The sequence below is a fragment of the Deinococcus arboris genome, from assembly GCF_009755355.1.
GTDB classification, from domain to species: domain Bacteria; phylum Deinococcota; class Deinococci; order Deinococcales; family Deinococcaceae; genus Deinococcus; species Deinococcus betulae.
The window spans coordinates 1-16,727 of the sequence record NZ_WQLB01000019.1 but is presented as its reverse complement, the minus strand read 5'-3'; the positions used below and the strand labels follow the sequence as shown (position 1 = coordinate 16,727).

Below are 16,727 nucleotides of genomic sequence, written 5' to 3'. Positions count from 1 at the left end.
GCCGTGCTCGCTTGAGATTGACGCTGGGTCTTTCTTCAATACGGCAGGCTTGCCAGTCTGAGAAGTTCCTGGCGTACGCGGGCGGCATCGTTGGGGCGCGCGTGCCGGTCAGCACTCGTCAGGGCCAGATGCAGCGCGCCCAGCGGGTCGGCGCTGAGCGGGTAAGGTTCTTCCGGGTCGGGCAGGGCGCCGTGAATCCCCCAGCCCAGCAGGATGCCCACGCCATACAGGTCGCTTTCTGGCCCCAGGGCCTCACCGCGCGCTGCCTCTGGGCTCTGAAAAGCGGCCGTCCCCATGCGCAGGGGCGTGCTGAAGGTCTCGAAAGCGGGACCAGACAGGTCGTAATCCACCAGTTTGGCGCTGCCGTCGTCCTCGACCATCACGTTTTCCGGCTTGATGTCGCGGTGAACCAGACCCAGGGCGTGCAGATACCCCAGGGCGTCCAGCAAATGCACCATCGTCAGCAGGAAGGGGCGACGCTCTGTCGAGACGGCCGGGCGCTGGGCATACCGCTGAAACAACACCTCGCCGCGGGCCAGGGTACTGATGAGCGCGGGCTGCTCGTCAACGGTTGCGCGCGCCATCACACGCACCAGCCGGGGGTGCTCCAGGGCGTGCCCATGCTGATACTCGCGGTCGGCGTAGCCTTCCAGATGCGCCGGAAAAATCTTGACCGCACACGGCTGCCCGCCCCTGTCCACGGCGAAATACACCAGGCTGTGCGAGCCACGGCCCACCGGCCTGACCAGCCGCACGCCGTTTCCCACCACCTGTCCCGCCAGAGGCATCCTGTTCAAACTACACCACGCAGGGGGGGCGGCGCCTAGCCCCTGGGGGGAGGCCCCGCCCCCTGCGGCGGGGGAGCACGCCTCCTGAACTCAGTTCAAGAAGTGCCTACAATCCGAATATGCCCTCCTGCTCGCAGCCCACGACAGCCGTCTTTCCGGCCCCCAGCTGGCCGCCCGTTCCCCGGAGGGCCCCGTGAAAGGCTACGGCCTGGTGCTGGGCGGCGGCGGCGCGCGGGGCCTGGCGCATGTGGGGGTGTGGGAGGTGCTGCAGGCTCACGGGCTGCGCCCCGGCGTGGTGGCAGGCACCAGTATGGGCGGCCTGGTCGGCGCCTTTATCGCCGCTGGGTACAGCGCCGCCGACCTGGAACGCCTCGCCCGCGGCGTGTCCTGGCGGCGCCTGCTGGATTTCCGGCCCAGCCCCGGATTGCTCCGGCAGTCGGCGCTGAGGGCCTGGCTGAGCCATCATCTGCCCGAGACCTTTGAAGAGCTGTCCACCCCGCTGGCCATCACCGCCACCGACCTGCTGTCCGGGCGCGCGGTGTACCTCACGCGCGGCAACCTTCACGACGCGCTGCGGGCCACCACCGCCTATCCCGGCGCCCTGGAACCGGTGCCTTACGAGGACATGCTGCTGTCGGACGGCGGCATTCTGAACCAGCTGCCAGTGGACGCCGCCCTGTTTCTGGGCGCGCGGCAGGTGCTGGCAGTGAATGTCACGGCCCCCGACCCCCTGGAACTTCAGGAGCGGCGGGTGCTGCTGTGGCGGCGCGAGGCCAGTCTGGGACCGGTGCGCGCCCTGCGCCGGGCTGTGGAAATCATGCAGGCGCAGCTGACCGACGCCCGCGTGAACCTCTACCGTCCGGACGTGCAGCTGCGTCCCCAGCTGGGGGACATTGACCTCATTACCTTTGGCCGCACCGAGCAGGCCATTGCCGCCGGACGTGAGGCCGCCCTGACCCAGCTGCCGCGTCTGCTGACCCTGACCCCAGCCCCAGACGCTGATGCTGACGTCGGCGGAACGCCCGCACAAACTCCACGGTGAGCCCCGGCGGCGCTGGGCACCTCACCCCCACGCAGCAGATGAGAGAAGCTGGCCGCTGGCATCCGGTATTCTGCGCGGTGCATGACCCAACCTGTGAAGCCCGCCCAAACCCCTCTCCAGAAACTGTGGAAGGAACTGCTGGAACCCATCGTGTTCGCGGTGGTGATTACGCAGTTCGTGGCCACCCTGGTGGGCGTGGATGGCGTGAGCATGATGCCCAACCTGCGTGACCGTGAGCGCGTCTTTGTGCCCAAGTACGAAACCTGGCTGCACAAGGCGGGCGTGGGCGAGTTTAAACGCGGCGACATCCTGATTTTCAAACCCCCCCGCGAGGCGAGCGCCAAGATTCCCAACCTCACCAAGTCGGCGCCTCTGAATCTGTGGACGTACCGGCCCTTCTTGATCAAGCGCCTGATCGGTCTGCCCGGCGATACCATTCGGGTAGAGGCCGGCGAGGTGACAGTCAACGGGGTGAAGCTGGACTCCAGCTGGACCACCGCCTACTGGCAGCAGCAGGGCTGCTGGGACACTGAAAGCTCCCTGGCCACCCAGGCCACCAGCAGCGCCAATGGCGTGATGCCTGACCAGCCGGAAATCACGGTGCCCGCTGGCACCTACTTTGTGATGGGTGACAACCGCACAGAGCGGGGCAGCGAGGATTCTCGCCTGTTTGGGCCGGTGCCACGAAGAGACATCGCCGGCCGCGCCGCCGCCGTGATCTGGCCGATTATGCGCAAGGCCACTGCCACCTATGACTGCTCCTCGGAATCGGTCAAGGAGCTGAGCGGCAAAGACGAGCTGAACTGGCGCGCACTCAATCGCCCCGCCGCCTTCACCGACTTGCAAAACGCCCTGAACAAATAACCCAGACGCAGCGCGGGCCGCAGAGACAGTTCCTCTGCGGCCCGCTGCTGGCTCTTAACTACTCCTCGTCTTCCGCGTCTTCGGCTTCGCCCAGCACCGTGATCTCGACCTGCTCGCTGGTCACGCGGTACGGCCCTTCCTTGGCGATGTAGTCGGCGGCCATTTTCAGGGTTTCCTCGACCCAGCCGTAATCGTTGCTGATGGTCGCCACCCCCAGCACTTCCCAGTCGTGGGCATCCAGACCGTCCAGGCGGGCCACCGTCAGGGGAAAGCGGCTTTTCAGGCGCTCGACGACCGGCCTTACCAGGGCCCGCTTTTCTTTCAGGTTGCCAACCCAGGGCATCTCGACCCGGATGGTCAGGACGCCCACGTAGCCCAGGGCCACGGCCGCGCCTAGAGCATCCCGGCCAGGAAACCCTGACGGCGCACGGCGCGCACGAGGTCCATGACGGTCAGCTGCGAGGGGTCGTAATGCACTTCAATCTGGCCTTCGTCGGGGGTGGCTTTCACCACGCCGGGGAGGGCGGCCAGCGCCTGAGAAACAGTGGTTCCAGCGTCGCGACTCATGCCGCGCACGCCCAGCAGCACGCGGGTGGCTTTCGGGGTCATGCCCGTCATTATGCGTCACCTACCCCCGGCGTGCCCAGCCGCACGCCAGGCGCGGTCTGCGCGCGGGTGCCCAGATGGCAGACCGCGTAACAGCCCGTGACCACCGCCTCTTCTTGAAGGGCGGCCCCAGCCAGGTCAGGGGTCAGGGCAAAATGCACCTCGTAGACAGCCGCGTCATAGGCGCTTTTCACGGTGGCGTGCAGCAGACTGGCCGCCACTTCGGGCGCCGCGCCGGGGCGGGTGGTCAGGGTGCGGACCAGCACGGTGGGCCGGTCACCCTGCCAAACTGACTGCGCCAGCACGACGCCGTGCAGCTGACCGTCTTCCTCGGCCACAAAAGAATGCTCGCTGCGCTCATAGAACTTCAGGGCCGGCAGGCTGGTGTGCAGGCGGCCCTCCTGCTCACGCGCAGGCAGGGTGTCAAAGGCTGGATCAGCAGTCCGCTGGGCGAGCAAATCCAGTGCTTGCAAGGAGACGTAATCCTGTTCACCAAAGGTGCGGTACCGCATGGCGGCAGGCTAGAGCATTTGCCCTCCAGATGCCTGCGTGGAAGAAGGCAGTGGCACCAAGCAAGACGGCCCTGCTAGTCGCTCGCGCCCGCCTGCTGAACTTCGGCCCAATCCGGCATGGCCGCCTGCGCGCCGGGGCGGGTGCAGGTCAGGGCGGCGGCCACCCCGGCCCAGTGCAGCGCCGAGCGCAGCGCCTCGCCCTGGGCCAGCCGCGCGACCAGGACGCCGCAGAAGGTATCGCCCGCGCCCGTCGTGTCCAGAGCCGTCACGGGAAACGCCGCCAGGCGGTGCGTTTCGCCGTCGGCGGTGACCGTCAGGCTGCCCTGCGCGCCCAGAGTGACGGTCACGGCGTGGGGGCCTGCGGTCAGCAGCGCGCGCGCCACTTCGGCCACGTCTTTGTCTTCTCCAGCCAGTGCCGCCAGTTCGTGCTCATTGACAATCAGATGGGTGGTGCAGGCCAGCAGCGCCGGGGTCCTTTCCCGGCTGGGCGCGGCGTTCAGGGTAACGTGCAGGCCGGCCGCGTGGGCCCGCTGCGCCGCCGCCAGAGTGATGTCCGGCGGCAGCTCCTGTTGCAGCAGCAGGTGGGTCCACAGGCTGAGGTCGGCGGGCAGATCGTCTGGTGTGAGGGCCGCATTGGCCCCGCTGGCCACCGTGATGGCGTTTTCTCCGCCGGCCGAAACGGTAATCAGAGCCACGCCCGTCGCCTCTGGGCGCACCTGCACGCCGCTCAGGTTGACCCCAGCGGCTTGCAGGAGCCGCAGTGCATTGGCCTGAAAGCTGTCCTGGCCCACAGCCCCCACGAGGCTCACCCTGGCACCCGCCCGCGCCGCCGCCACCGCCTGATTGGCCCCCTTGCCGCCAGGACCGACCCGCAGTTCCCGGCCCAGCACGGTCTCTCCGGGGGCCGGAATATGAGGAGCGGTCACCGTCAGGTCTGCATTGATACTGCCCACCACGAGCACGCCCACGCGTCTCAGACTCCTGCCGTTTCTTCGGGGTAATGCTGGCGCCACAGGGCCCAGCCTTCGTCTGGAAAGGCGCGCCGGGCTTCCGGGGCGAACAGCAGGGCACCCTCATGTTCCAGCGCCGGGTCGGGGGTGGGCACCACCTCGGTATGCTGCATGGCGGGGTGATCGGCCCAGCGCAGCAGCCGTCCGGACCCACCCCAGGGGTCGGCCGTCGCCCAGACCAGGCGGCCGACCCCCAGCAGCGCGCTGGCTCCGCCACACATCAGGCACGGTTCCAAGCTGGTGTAGAGGGTCAGGGTCTCAGGGTTCTGCACCTCGCCCACCTGAAAAAATAGGTCCATTTCGGCGTGCGCCACACTGGCCTGGCCTACATGGTCGGCGCTCTGGGGTTCGCCCACGCGGTTGCGCCCACGGGCCACGACCTGCCCCTGGGCGTCCACCAGCACGGCACCCACGGGGGCGCTGCCCGCCGCCTGGGCTTCGCGGGCCAGGGCCAGAGCAGCGCGCAGATAACGGACGTGGTCAAGGTCGGGAAGGGAGACAGCCATGGGCCAAGTGTGCCAGCCGGCCGCCGCCTATGGCCTGAGCATCTGTTCATCTGCCGCTGCGAACCCAGAGGCGCCGCTGTCCCTTCTACCCCACGTGGACGCGCCTTCTGGGACGGCGGTGCCCAGGGCCGCCGCCCCTCCCCTGGCGGGGGAAACCCTTGCGGCCGCATAAGTTTACCTTATACTGAGTCTAATTTCATTCCTGGTTCACCTGCCCTGATTGGCCGCAATCACCCGCCCGGTGCCCCCGGCACGCACCCCCCGTGGGGCCGTGTGTCCCCCCACAAAGGAGCGCTTCATGACCCAACCCACCCTGTCCCGTCCCTGGCTTGGCCGCTACGAAGCCGGCGTGCCCCGCAGCTTTACCCCCAGCGGCCTGACCTTGCCGGCCCTGCTGGAACGCACCGCCAGCAAATACCCTGACCGCGTGGCCCTGACCTTTCTGGGGGCCAACACCACCTACCGCCAGCTGTGGCAGGACGCCGGGCGCTTTGCCAGCGCGCTGCAAAAGATGGGCGTGCAGCCGGGCGACCGCGTGTCTATCATGCTGCCCAACATGCCGCAGTTTGTGGTGGCGTTTTACGGCGCCCTGCTGGCCGGCGCGGTGGCCGTCAACACCAGCCCCATGTACACCGCAACCGAACTGGAACACCAGCTCAAGGACAGCGGCAGCGAAACGCTGGTGATCATGGACGCTTTTTACCCGCGTTACGCCGAGATTCAGGGCCGTGTGCCGGTCAAGCGCGTGCTGGTGGCCGGTATTCAGGACGCCCTGCCTTTCCCGAAAAACCTGCTGTATCCCGTCAAGGCCCGCAAAGAGGGCACCTGGGTGGCTGTTCCCTACGGCGAGCGCGTGCTGTCCATGAAAAAGGTGGTGGCCTCGCAGGCGCCCACCCCGCAGCCGGTGAGCGTCAGCGCGCAGGACGTGGCGCTGCTGCAGTACACGGGCGGCACGACGGGCGTGCCCAAGGGCGCCATGCTGACCCACGCCAATCTGGTCGCCAACTGTGAGCAGGCCCGGGGCTGGATGACCGACCTGCGCGAGGGCCACGAAATCACGCTGGCGGCCATTCCGTTTTTCCATGTATACGGCATGACGGTCGCCATGAACCTGAGCATCCTGATTGGCGCGACCATTGCCCTGGTGCCCAATGCGCGCGACATCAAGATGGTGCTGTCGCAGATCTCGGCCTCGGGGGCGACCCTGTTTCCCGGCGTGCCCACCCTGTACAACGCCATCAACAATCACCCCGATACCCCCAAGCATGACCTGACCTCTATCCGCGCCTGTATCAGCGGATCGGCGCCGCTGCTGCTGGAAACGGCGCGCAAGTTCAAAGAAATCACGGGCGGCGCCAATCTGGTCGAAGGCTACGGCCTGACCGAGGCCAGCCCGATTACCCACACCAACCCCATTTTCGGCAACCAGAAAGAAGGCAGCATCGGCCTGCCCATGCCCGGTGTGGACGCGGTGGTGGTGGGCGACGACGGCCAGCCGGTCCCGGCGGGCGAGGTGGGCGAGCTGTGGGTGGCCGGCCCGATGGTGATGAAGGGCTACTGGCAGCGCCCCGACGAAACCGCCAAGACCCTGCGCGAGGCGTTCGGGCAGACCTGGCTGATGACCGGCGACATGGCCACGGCCGACGACCAGGGCTATTTCCGGATTGTGGACCGCAAGAAGGACCTGATTATCGCGGGCGGCTTCAACATCTACCCCCGCGAGGTCGAAGAGGTCCTGATGAGCCATCCGGCGGTGCTAGAAGCGGCCGCCGTGGGCCTGCCCGACGCCTACCGGGGCGAGAGTGTCCACGCCGTGGTGGCCCTGAAGCCTGGCCAGAACGCCACCGAAGCCGAGATTATCGCCCACTGCAAGGCGGTGCTGAGCCCCTACAAGGTGCCCCGCAGCGTGGAATTCCGCAGTGAACTGCCCAAAACCGCCGCCATGAAGATTCTGCGCCGCCAGCTGGCCCAGGAAGCCCGGGACGCGCAGAGTGGGGCAAAGAGCGCGTAAACGGGAAGTGGAGCGTAGGCAGTGGTGAGTGGGATCAGCTGAAGGTGGGGCGCGGCAACTTGAGTGCCGCGCCCCACCTCTCTGATTGTTCTACTTCGGACTTGCCGCAGGCCACTGCCCATGTGCCAGCGGCGCGTAGGCCACCGCCCCTTCCCCCAGCGGGCTGGGCGCGCGGCCCGCTTCGATGGCGGCGGCGGCGGCCAGGGCGATCATGGCGCCGTTGTCGGTGTTCAGGCCCTGGCCGGGAAAGACGACGCGCAGGCTGGTAGCGCCAAAAGCTTCGCGCAGGGCGCGGTTGGCGGCTACCCCGCCCGACACCACGACCGTCTGACGCCCCGCTGCCTGGGCGGCGCGCACAGTGGTCTTCACCAGGGTCTGCACCGCCGCCCGCTGAAAACTGGCGGCCAGGTCGTCTGGCGCTGCCCCGGCACGGTGGGCCAGCAGGGCGGCGGTCTTGAGGCCACTAAAGCTGAAGTCAAAGCCCGTCTGGCCCTTGAGCGGCTCTTTGAAGGGCACCGCGCCGGGGTCGCCGCGCGTGGCCGCCTCGCTGATGGCGGGGCCACCGGGATAGCCCAGCCCGGCCAGGCGGGCCACCTTGTCAAACGCCTCGCCCGCCGCGTCATCTCGGGTAGCGCCCATCAGGACATAGTGCCCGGCCTGCGGTACGTCAAACAGATGCGTGTGGCCTCCACTCACCACCAGCGCCAGATACGGCGCGCTCAGCTCGGCCTCGCTGGCGGCGGCATAGATGTGGCCTTCCAGGTGATGCGAGGCAAAAAAGGGCACGTCCAGCGCCTGCGCCAGCCCCTTGCCGTACATCAGCCCCACCAGCAACGCGCCCACCAGGCCGGGGCCAGAGGTGGCAGCCACCGCGTCCAGATCGCGCAGGGTCACGCCGGCCTCGCCCAGCGCCTCACCCAGAATGCCGTCAATGCGCTCGACATGCTCGCGGCTGGCCAGTTCGGGCATGACGCCGCCGTACTGCGCGTGAACGGTTTGTGACCACACGCGGTTGGCCCGTACCTGCACGCCGCCGCCTGGCTTCAGTTCAACTATTCCCACGCCGGTATCATCGCAGGAGGTATCAATGCCCAGAATCAGCCGGGAGCCAGAGGCGAGGGACAACTCAGTCACCGGCGGAGTGTAGCAGGGGAAAGCCAAGGCGCATGGTAAGGCGTGTGGCCGCGCCGTTAGACGGATTCCATCTGTTCTGTTCAGACCTTGAAATGGAATGGGGTTGCCAACGTCACGTCCGTTGATTTGATTTCTTCACCTCTAGCTGCTGCTTAGCTTTTTAGGATCACTCGAATTGAACCAATGTTGCAAACTCCGGGGTCGAAAGCCTTATCAGCAAGGCGGCTAGCGGCCGTCCTTTCCTGATCTGGCACCCCACGGACCCAAGGAGTTCTCTGCATAACAGGCCTGAAACAGCAGCCGATTACTCCAGCTTCTCCGCAAAACCACTCTGCTCGCTTCGTCCAATGAACGGCATGACCAACGTTCCAGAGCCAGGCCAGAAACGCTTGAATCCGAGCGGACTTGCGAGCGAGTGGGAGCAAAGGCGGGCTGACGGGCGTGGAGCGAGCAGACCAGCGCTCTCTTGGTTTGTCAACGAAACAGACGGCATCCATACGACCCCCGCTCACCATGAGCGTTTATCGAAACAAGACCATAAGCAGGTTTCGCTGTCAGTTGTTAGCGCTGCTGGTCGCGGACTGCCGACAGGGTCTCTTCAAACTCGTCTAGAAATTCATCTTCCAGCAGCCGGTCCCGGATCAGGGCGTCCTGCTCGGTGGTGGCCTGCTCGCGCGCCCAGCGCACGCGGGCTTGCCGCGCGCCGCTGACGTTGCCCTTGCCCGCGATAAAGCGCGCAGCGTGGCGCACGGCTGTCACCGGGTCATCGGTGGGCGCCGTCACCGACAGGTTGCGCAGCCCCCCCTGGTCATTGACCAGCGAACAGATGACCTCCACGCGCACACCGCGCCGCGTCAAAAACACCTGGTCCACGCGCCACATGCTGGTCGCCCGAATGGGGTCTGGCGCGCGCGAGGGTCTACGCCGGGCCACGGCTGTCTCCAGCGACCACAGGCTTTTCCCCAGGCCCAGCAGGCGGCGTCCAGTCCCGCGCCGCTTCCAGCCCCAGCAACACGCGCCCGGCACCCTCGGCCAGCGCTTCCAGTTCCAGTTCGCCGGGAATGATGAACACCGGGGCCATCCAGGCCACCCGGCGCTCGATGCGGTCAGCCAGGTCGTCCCAACGGGCAATGCCGCCCGTCAGCACCAGGGCGTCGGGGCGGCCACTGAGGGCGCCGGTCTGCTCGCCGATGGCCTTGGCCACCTGATGCACGAAGGTGGCGGCCGCCGCCTGCACTTCAGGGTCGCCGGGGGCGCGGGCTTCCAGGTCACGCAGGTTGGCGCTGCCAGTCAGAGCCAGAAAGCCGCCCTCACAGGCCAGGTGGGTCAGGGTGCGGTCGCCGTGGGTCTGGGCCAGGCGCACCAGGGCGCGTGGCGGCACAGGGCCACTTTGCATGGCGCCCAGCGGCCCGCCGTCCGACCCCGAGCCGGTGGTGTCCACCGCCCGGCCCTGGTCAAAGGCGGTCACGCTGGTCGTGGCCCCCAGGTGCGCCACGACCACGCGGGCCTCGTGAAAGCGTTTCCCGACCTCGTGCGCCGCGCGCCGGGCCACCGCGCGGGCGTTCAGGGCGTGAAACTCACCGCGCCGCGTCACGCCGCGCAGGCCGGTGGCGCGGGCCTCGGGCAGCAGTTCGTCGGCGCTTTGCGGGTCCACGATAAATGCTGGCACGCCCCAGTGGCCCGCCAGCGCCAGCGCCAGCGGCCCGCCCAGGTTGGGCGGATCAAAGGCGCCCTCACCGCGCACCGCGTAGGCGGCCAGTTCGTCGGTCACGCGGTAGGTGCCGGTGGGCACCCGGCCAATAAACCCGCCCCGGCCCACCACCGCGTCCGGGGCCGGCCAGGCCGCCGTCAGGGCCAGGATGGCCTGGGCCAGTTCGGGCACCTGGGCGGCGCTGGGGGGCGCGGCCAGCGGCAGCTCGGCGCGGGTCAACTCCAGGTGCAGCTGGCCGGGCAGCGCTGGGTTGACACTGGGCCTAAGGGTTGCGCACGCGAGTTTCACGCCGCTGGTTCCGGGATTGATCACGTGGGCGATCACAACGCCGCAGCGTAGCAGATAGGCACTCGCCACAGGGCGGCGGGGACACCCCCGAAAGGTGCCCCCACTCAGCCCGGCGCGCTCAGACACTTTTCAATCAGGCGCTCGGTTCAATCAGGCATTGGGTTCAATCAGGCCGTAGTGGCCGTCTTTGCGGCGGTACACCACGCCGCAGCTGCCGGTGTCCATATGCATGAACACGTAAAAGTCGTGGCCCAGGGCTTCCATCTGGGCCACGGCGTCCTCTGGGCTCATGGGGCGCAGGTCAAAGCGCTTCTGGCGCACAATTTCGGGCACGAACTCGGTCACGTCGTCCAGGCCCGCGTCCACATCGGCCTCGGCAGGGCCCGGCTCGGGCTGGGGCGCGGCGTCGTGGCGGTGCTTGAGATACCGGGTCTTGAACTTGCGCAGTTGCCGCTCCAGCACGTCGCCGGCGCGGTCAATGGCTGCGTACATGTCGGCGTGGTGTTCTTCGGCGCGGATAATGCCGTGTGGAACGTTCAGCTGTACCTCAACCCGGTTGCGCCGCGCGGCGTCGCGCACGTCCCGCACCGTGAGGGTGACCCTGGCGTCGGTAATCTGGTCATTGAAACGGTCTAGGCGAGAGAGCTTCTCCTCGACGTAGTCCCGCATGGCGTCAGTGACATCAACGTTCCGGCCCGACAGCTTATAGATATGCACGGCTTTCACCTCGTCCTTTTGCCGGAGGGAAGGGTAGGCTCCGGTGACCCACTCTAGGCCCAAGGTCATGAGACTGTCATGCGGTTCTCTTACAGCGCTGGCCACAGGTGACGGGGTATGCTCCGGAGTGGAGTGCGCCTCCCCCGGCGGTACCCCGGCTGCGTGAAGGCCTGCTCACTGGCAAGGACCGGGGGCAGCGCTACACTGGGCCTGTGAAGGTGGACCGGCAGGAACAGGACGAGGCCCGGCGCGAGCGCATCGCGCGGGCGGCCTTTGAACTGTTTGCGCGCAGCGGCCTGGACGCTATTAGCGCGCAGGACATCGCGCAGGCGGCGTATGTCAGCCGCACCAACCTCTACCGCTATTTTCCCAGCAAGGTGCATATGCTCCTGGCCCACTTTGAAAAGGCGGTGCAGGCCAGCCGCGACGACGCCCTGGAGCGCCTCACCGCCGGGGCCAACCCCCAGCTCGTCTGGGACAAGGTCACCGCCCGCATGGCGGACCTGGGGGTGCGCTACCGGCATCTGGTGGGCGCGGTGGGCCAGGCGGTGCTGGGCGCCCCGCCCGAAGGCCCTACCGTCCCCACCACCCGCCCCGGCGACGGCCTGCGCACCGCCATCACCCTAGCGGCGCTGGTGCAACCGGTCCTGCTGGCCATGCAGGCCCAGGGTCGCCTGCGCCCCGAAGCCAACGTGCAGATGCTGAGCGCCCTGCTGGTGGACGCCTTTATTCTGGCCCTGTTACACGGTGGCCACCGCGATCAGCGTGATGTGCTGCGTGACTGGCAGGAGCGCTTTAGCCTCCTGATGCACGGCGCCCTGGCCCCGGAGGCGACGGCGCGTGAGCAGGTGAGGTAAAAAGCCAGGAGAGAGGACGCGAGAGACCTGCCAGACATGAACGGCAGGTCTCTCGTTCTTCCAGAGACAGGGCTCGGTTAGGTCTCCCCTCCCACGCCCGACCTCCCCCACTCTGCTTTACACCTGGACGAGCCAGCCTTCGGGCGCGGGGCGGTCGCCAAACTGGATGCCGGTCAGTTCGTCGTACAGGCGGCGGGTGACCGGGCCAACCTCGGTTTCGCTGTAGAAAACGTGAAAGTCGTCGCCGTGCTGAATGCCGCCGATGGGCGTGATGACAGCGGCCGTGCCACACGCCCCCGCCTCGCTGTACCGGTCGAGGTCGTCAATGAGCACGTCGCCTTCAACCACCTTCAGGCCCAGGCGGTGCTCCGCCAGGTGCAGCAGGCTGTACTTGGTGATGCTGGGCAGGATGCTGGGCGACTGGGGGGTCACGAAGCTCTGCCCGTCCCTGGTAATGGCAAAGAAGTTGGCCGCCCCCACCTCTTCAATCTTGGTGTGGGTGGCGGGGTCCAGGTAGATGGCGTCGGCGAACTGGCGCTGCTTGGCTTCCAGGCCCGGCAGCAGGCTGGCAGCGTAGTTGCCGCCCACCTTGGCGGCGCCGGTCCCCTGCGGCGCGGCGCGGTCATACCCGGACGTGATGAAGTTGTGGGGCGTCAGCCCACCCTTGAAGTAGGCCCCGACAGGAATAGCAAACACGCCGAACAGGAACTCGGGCGCCGAGCGCACGCCGATGTTGTCACCCACGCCAATCACGTAGGGCCGCAGATACAGCGCGCCGCCGGTGCCGTGGGGGGGAATCCAGTGGTCGTTGGCCCTGACCACCTGGCGGCAGGCCTCAATAAACTGCTCGGTGCTGACTTCGGGCATCAGGACGCGGCGGCAGCTTTCCTGCATGCGCGCGGCGTTGCGGTCGGGCCGAAACAGATTCACGCTGCCGTCGGCGGCGCGGTAGGCCTTGAGGCCCTCGAAGCACTGCTGGCCGTAGTGCAGCGCCGTGGACCCCTCGCTGATGTGCAGCACGTTGTCCAGGGTGAGCGTGCCACTGTCCCAGGCGCCGCCGCGCCAGTGTGACAGATACCGCTCATCGGTGCGGATATAGCTGAAACCCAGCGTGGACCAGTCGAGATTCACAGGCGGGCGGGCGGCGGGGGTCTGGCTCGTCATGGCGCCATTGTCCCGCAGAGTGGGGGGCCAGGCCAATGGGGGCAGGCGAGAAGGCCGGACAGTGGTGGAAGATCGCCATAGCTGGCAAGGCCGAGCCCTTTTGTTACTGGACTCCCCACCCTCTCAGAGCACCACCCAGCGTCTTCTCGGCAGCACCGCAGGAGGAACTGCAAGAGAACACTGCCTCAGCCCAGGCTCAGCGGCTGGGCTAAGGCACCCGTTAAAACGCGACGGTGCCGCGCCCCCTTTCTTCTCTTTCCTCCAGCACATACCGCCGGAACCGGTCCAGAATCGCCAGCCCCACCGCGCCGCTTTTCTCGGGGTGAAACTGCGTGGCGTGGAGGTTGCCCTGGCTCAGCGCCGCCCAGAAGGGCACGCCGTACTCTGTGATGGCCCCAGCGTCCACCTCTGTCTCGATGGGGACGTAAAAACTGTGAACGAAGTAGGCATAGGCCGGGCAGGCCAGGTCGCGCAGCAGGGGGCTGTCCCCCACCTTGTCCAGACTGTTCCAGCCCATCTGGGGCACCTTCCCCGGCACATGCTCAAAGCGGCGCACCGTGCCGCCAATCAGGCCCAGGCCCGCCACGCCGGGAGCCTCCTCGGAACCTTCGAGCAGCATCTGCATGCCCACACAGATGCCCAGCAGGGGCGTACCCGCCTGCGCGGCGGCCAGCACCGGCGCGCGGAAGCCACTTTCGTCAAACGCCTCCATCACCTGCCGGAAATGGCCCTGACCAGGCACCACCACGGCGCGCGCCCCCGCCACGTCCGCCGGATCAGCACTGACCTTGACGGCCATGCCCGCGCGCTCCAGGGCTTTGGCGGCACTGCGCACGTTCCCTGCACCGTAATCCAGCAGCAGGACTTCAGGCGCGCTCACAGGCGGCCCTTGGTGCTGGGCAGGGCATCTGAGGTCAGCGCCACCGCGTCACGCAGGGCGCGGGCCAAGGCTTTCACGACGGCCTCAATGACGTGGTGGGCCTCGCGCCCAGCCAGCAACCGCACATGCAGCGTCACGCCGCCGTGGTTGCACAGCCCCCGCAGAAACTCGCGCAGGTGGTAGTGGGTCATGCCGCCCGCCGTGCCCCACACGTCCAGCGTCTCCGGCTCAAAAGCCAGGTGGGCCCGGCCCGAGAGGTCCACAACCACGTGCGCCAGCGTCTCGTCCATGGGCACAAAGGCGCTGCCGTAACGCTCTATACCCCTGCGGTCCCCCAGCGCCTGCGTAAGCGCCTGCCCCAGCGTGATGCCGGTGTCTTCGATCAGGTGATGCGGCTCGATGTGCAGGTCCCCAGTCGCCTTGACTGTAAGGCCCAGGCGGGCGTGGCGGGCCAGGGCGTCCAGCATATGGTCAAAGAAGCCGTGGCCCGTCTCGGGGTGGCTGTAGGCGGCGCTGTCAAGGTCCAGACGAACGCTGATGTCCGTCTCACTGGTGGTTCGGGTCACGGTGGCCGCACGGCTCATGCCGCCTATGCTAGCGGCGCTAGAGGCCAGAGGCACGGACCTGTCGAACATCCAGACGGGCAAACGGCAGAAGAAGCAGAGTCCCGTTCTGTCTTGACCGTAATCCCATTCTGTTATAAACTAAATATATGAAACTGAGCGATGTTCAGAAACGACTTCAGGCCCCGTTTCCCGCTCACCTGGTGGGGTGGAAGCCGGGCGCCATCAGCAAAGACCGCACGCGGGCGATGCTCCTGGCCCATATCGATGCCCGCGCAGTGCAGGACCGCCTGGACGCCATCTGCCCCGACGCCTGGAGCTTTGAGGTCGAAGTGGTGGCCGGCACCCGCCTGCCCACTGTCAAGGGCCGCCTGACCGTGCTGGGCGTCACCCGTGAGGACATTGGCGAGGCGCCCGAAGGCGACCTGGGCACCCTGAAGGCCGCCGCCAGTGACGCCCTGAAGCGCTGCGCCGTGCATTTTGGCATCGGCCGTTACCTGTACGACCTGCCCAAAACCTGGGCCGACTGGGACGACACGAAGCGCGCGCCCGTCAGTTCCCCCGAACTGCCCGACTGGGCCCGCCCTGACCACGAGCGCACCCCCGGCGGCGCCCACCTGATGCAGGCTATGGAGCAGCTGCGCTACGAACTGCCCGAGGACCTGGACCTCCAGCGCGAGGTGTACAAGCACCTGAAGGCCGCCCTGGGCAGCCTGCACCCCAGCGCTCCCCAGACAGGGCGCGCGGCATGATTCGGCGCAGCGATGAGCGGAGTCCCCCAGGGTCGCGCCAACTGCTGACCTTCACGGCGTCCCTGCTGCTGCTCATGCTGCTGGGCGGCACCCTGGCCCGGCTGCTGTAAATCTAAGCCTGCGAATCCCGCCTCTGCGCGGGATTTTTTATGGCCTATCCCTTGTAACTACCAGGGTACTGACACCCCGGCTCTGGACGAGCCTACGCTGAGATTATGACCTGGAATCCAGCGACCTATGACCAGTTCAAAGTGGCCCGCAGCGCTCCTGTGGCCGACCTCCACGCGCTGATTCCAGACCAGCCGTACGAGCAGATCATTGACCTGGGCTGCGGCGCGGGCGACCACACCCTGACCCTGGCGCGGCGCTTTCCGGGGGCGCAGGTGACCGGGCTGGACAGCAGCCCCGAGATGCTGGCGCGCGCACCGCACGGCGCCGCCCCAAATCTGACGTTCGTGCAGGGCGATATCGCTGGGTTGCAGGGCCACTTTGACCTGATTCACGCCAACGCCTCGTTGCAGTGGCTGCCGGACCACCCGGCCCTGCTGGCGCGGCTGTGGAGCCACTTGAGACCAGGCGGCGTGCTGGCGGTGCAGGTGCCGGCCAACCATGACCACCCCAGTCACCGCCTGCTGGGCGAGACGGCCGACGAGTTTGCCGCTGGGCTGGGCGGCTACAGCCGGTTTGGCACTGCCCACGGCGCCTCGCCGGTGCTGACGCCTGCCGCTTACGCCGAGATGCTGGACGCCCTGGGAGGGCAGCACATCACGGCCCTGAGCAAGGTCTATCCAGTGGTGCTGGACGGCGCCGAAGGGCTGATTGACTGGACGCGCGGCACGGCGCTGGTGCCGTATCTGTCGCGGCTGGATGAGGCGGCAGGCGAGCGTTTTCTGGCGGCTTACCGCGCCCGGCTGAAGGCGGCATTTCCTGGCGAGAGCCTGTATTACGCCTTTACGCGGGTGCTGTTTGCAGCGCACAGAGGGTCACAGAAGGGTTGACCTCTGACCGGCCACCTGCCCTGCTGGGCCAGCAGCTGAGCTTCGGCGTGGCGCTGATGCGGCGGGTATGGTGACCTTCAACCCTGTCCCTGAGCGGCTGGGCCTTCTTGTGGAGCTAGACGCAAAAGATCATATGGATTCCGCTTCAATGGTCTTTGTCACCAGTTGACTCCAGGCGGACTTGAAAAGCGGCGCGGCAATACGACGGGGAGCACAACGGATTCCGGGCGTGACGTATGTAACCCTGCGCTCTGCCGGTTTGGAGACCAAACAGACGGCTTCCGTATCGGACCTCATCAGGCGGGTGGGGCCGGGTCCTCTCTG

At 67.2% G+C, this 16,727-nt stretch carries 19 protein-coding genes; 6 read left to right on the top strand and 13 right to left on the bottom strand.

The window, feature by feature from the left end; all coding sequences use genetic code 11:
* Positions 1–35: 35 nt before the first annotated feature.
* Entirely contained in the window at positions 36–788 is a 753-nt protein-coding gene (locus GO986_RS13665) for a serine/threonine-protein kinase (RefSeq protein WP_157459854.1), read from the bottom strand.
* 193 nt (positions 789–981) lie between these two features.
* Here GO986_RS13665 and GO986_RS13660 point away from each other — a divergent pair, with 193 nt between their 5' ends.
* Together GO986_RS13660 and lepB are read left to right on the top strand one after the other, a co-directional pair.
* Positions 982–1,830 (top strand): patatin-like phospholipase family protein, encoded by an 849-nt coding sequence (locus tag GO986_RS13660; RefSeq protein WP_369409371.1) that lies wholly within the window; start codon positions 982–984, stop codon positions 1,828–1,830.
* A gap of 81 nt (positions 1,831–1,911) precedes the next feature.
* Positions 1,912–2,694, top strand: coding sequence for a signal peptidase I (gene lepB, locus GO986_RS13655; protein WP_157459852.1), 783 nt, complete (start codon positions 1,912–1,914; stop codon positions 2,692–2,694).
* Between the two features lie 58 nt (positions 2,695–2,752).
* Here the strand turns inward: lepB and GO986_RS13650 are convergent, their stop codons facing one another.
* The 5 genes from GO986_RS13650 to GO986_RS13630 all read right to left on the bottom strand — a co-directional run bounded on the left by GO986_RS13650 (position 2,753) and on the right by GO986_RS13630 (position 5,328).
* Complete coding sequence (locus GO986_RS13650; protein ID WP_369409370.1) at positions 2,753–3,079, bottom strand: DUF503 domain-containing protein; 327 nt, start codon at positions 3,077–3,079, stop codon at positions 2,753–2,755.
* An 8-nt stretch (positions 3,080–3,087) separates the two neighbouring features.
* On the bottom strand, positions 3,088–3,312 hold the full coding sequence (locus GO986_RS13645) for a heavy-metal-associated domain-containing protein (RefSeq protein WP_157459851.1): 225 nt from the start codon (positions 3,310–3,312) through the stop codon (positions 3,088–3,090).
* The gene (locus GO986_RS13640) at positions 3,312–3,812 is read right to left on the bottom strand and encodes a DUF1999 domain-containing protein (RefSeq protein WP_157459850.1); all 501 of its coding nucleotides are present in this window, start codon (positions 3,810–3,812) and stop codon (positions 3,312–3,314) included. Before GO986_RS13640 ends, GO986_RS13645 begins: the two co-directional genes overlap by 1 nt.
* 74 nt (positions 3,813–3,886) lie before the next feature.
* Positions 3,887–4,780 carry a ribokinase gene (locus GO986_RS13635; protein WP_369409369.1) on the bottom strand — a complete coding sequence of 298 codons (894 nt, stop codon included), beginning with the start codon at positions 4,778–4,780 and terminating at the stop codon, positions 3,887–3,889.
* Positions 4,781–4,785: 5 nt separating this feature from the next.
* Positions 4,786–5,328: a nucleoside deaminase gene (locus GO986_RS13630; protein WP_157459849.1), complete on the bottom strand. Its 543-nt coding sequence runs from the start codon at positions 5,326–5,328 to the stop codon at positions 4,786–4,788.
* Positions 5,329–5,626: 298 nt separating this feature from the next.
* Between GO986_RS13630 and GO986_RS13625 the strand changes: the two genes are divergently transcribed.
* Positions 5,627–7,339: a long-chain-fatty-acid--CoA ligase gene (locus tag GO986_RS13625; protein WP_157459848.1), complete on the top strand. Its 1,713-nt coding sequence runs from the start codon at positions 5,627–5,629 to the stop codon at positions 7,337–7,339.
* 90 nt (positions 7,340–7,429) lie between these two features.
* Here GO986_RS13625 and tsaD read toward each other — a convergent pair whose 3' ends face one another.
* The 4 genes from tsaD to hpf all read right to left on the bottom strand — a co-directional run bounded on the left by tsaD (position 7,430) and on the right by hpf (position 11,189).
* Complete coding sequence (tsaD, locus tag GO986_RS13620; RefSeq protein ID WP_369409368.1) at positions 7,430–8,473, bottom strand: tRNA (adenosine(37)-N6)-threonylcarbamoyltransferase complex transferase subunit TsaD; 1,044 nt, start codon at positions 8,471–8,473, stop codon at positions 7,430–7,432.
* A gap of 561 nt (positions 8,474–9,034) precedes the next feature.
* A complete protein-coding gene (locus tag GO986_RS13615) occupies positions 9,035–9,406 on the bottom strand; it encodes a hypothetical protein (RefSeq protein ID WP_224575485.1) in 372 nt (123 codons plus the stop codon).
* Complete coding sequence (locus tag GO986_RS13610) at positions 9,393–10,508, bottom strand: butyrate kinase (protein WP_369409367.1); 1,116 nt, start codon at positions 10,506–10,508, stop codon at positions 9,393–9,395. Before GO986_RS13610 ends, GO986_RS13615 begins: the two co-directional genes overlap by 14 nt.
* 114 nt (positions 10,509–10,622) lie before the next feature.
* Positions 10,623–11,189: a ribosome hibernation-promoting factor, HPF/YfiA family gene (gene hpf / locus GO986_RS13605; RefSeq protein ID WP_224575540.1), complete on the bottom strand. Its 567-nt coding sequence runs from the start codon at positions 11,187–11,189 to the stop codon at positions 10,623–10,625.
* A 212-nt stretch (positions 11,190–11,401) separates the two neighbouring features.
* On the opposite strand from hpf, the gene GO986_RS13600 reads away from it, so the two are divergent.
* Entirely contained in the window at positions 11,402–12,046 is a 645-nt protein-coding gene (locus GO986_RS13600) for a TetR/AcrR family transcriptional regulator (protein ID WP_369409366.1), read from the top strand.
* A gap of 117 nt (positions 12,047–12,163) precedes the next feature.
* Here the strand turns inward: GO986_RS13600 and GO986_RS13595 are convergent, their stop codons facing one another.
* From GO986_RS13595 to hisB, 3 genes are all read right to left on the bottom strand, one after another.
* Positions 12,164–13,210 carry a branched-chain amino acid aminotransferase gene (locus GO986_RS13595; RefSeq protein WP_157459846.1) on the bottom strand — a complete coding sequence of 349 codons (1,047 nt, stop codon included), beginning with the start codon at positions 13,208–13,210 and terminating at the stop codon, positions 12,164–12,166.
* 220 nt (positions 13,211–13,430) lie between these two features.
* Positions 13,431–14,090 carry an imidazole glycerol phosphate synthase subunit HisH gene (hisH, locus tag GO986_RS13590; RefSeq protein WP_369409365.1) on the bottom strand — a complete coding sequence of 220 codons (660 nt, stop codon included), beginning with the start codon at positions 14,088–14,090 and terminating at the stop codon, positions 13,431–13,433.
* Positions 14,087–14,674, bottom strand: coding sequence for an imidazoleglycerol-phosphate dehydratase HisB (gene hisB, locus GO986_RS13585; RefSeq protein WP_157459845.1), 588 nt, complete (start codon positions 14,672–14,674; stop codon positions 14,087–14,089). Before hisB ends, hisH begins: the two co-directional genes overlap by 4 nt.
* A 128-nt stretch (positions 14,675–14,802) precedes the next feature.
* Between hisB and GO986_RS13580 the strand changes: the two genes are divergently transcribed.
* Positions 14,803–15,405, top strand: coding sequence for a Rad52/Rad22 family DNA repair protein (locus GO986_RS13580; RefSeq protein WP_157459844.1), 603 nt, complete (start codon positions 14,803–14,805; stop codon positions 15,403–15,405).
* A 215-nt stretch (positions 15,406–15,620) separates the two neighbouring features.
* Positions 15,621–16,403, top strand: coding sequence for a methyltransferase domain-containing protein (locus GO986_RS13575; protein ID WP_157459843.1), 783 nt, complete (start codon positions 15,621–15,623; stop codon positions 16,401–16,403).
* Positions 16,404–16,727: the final 324 nt, after the last annotated feature.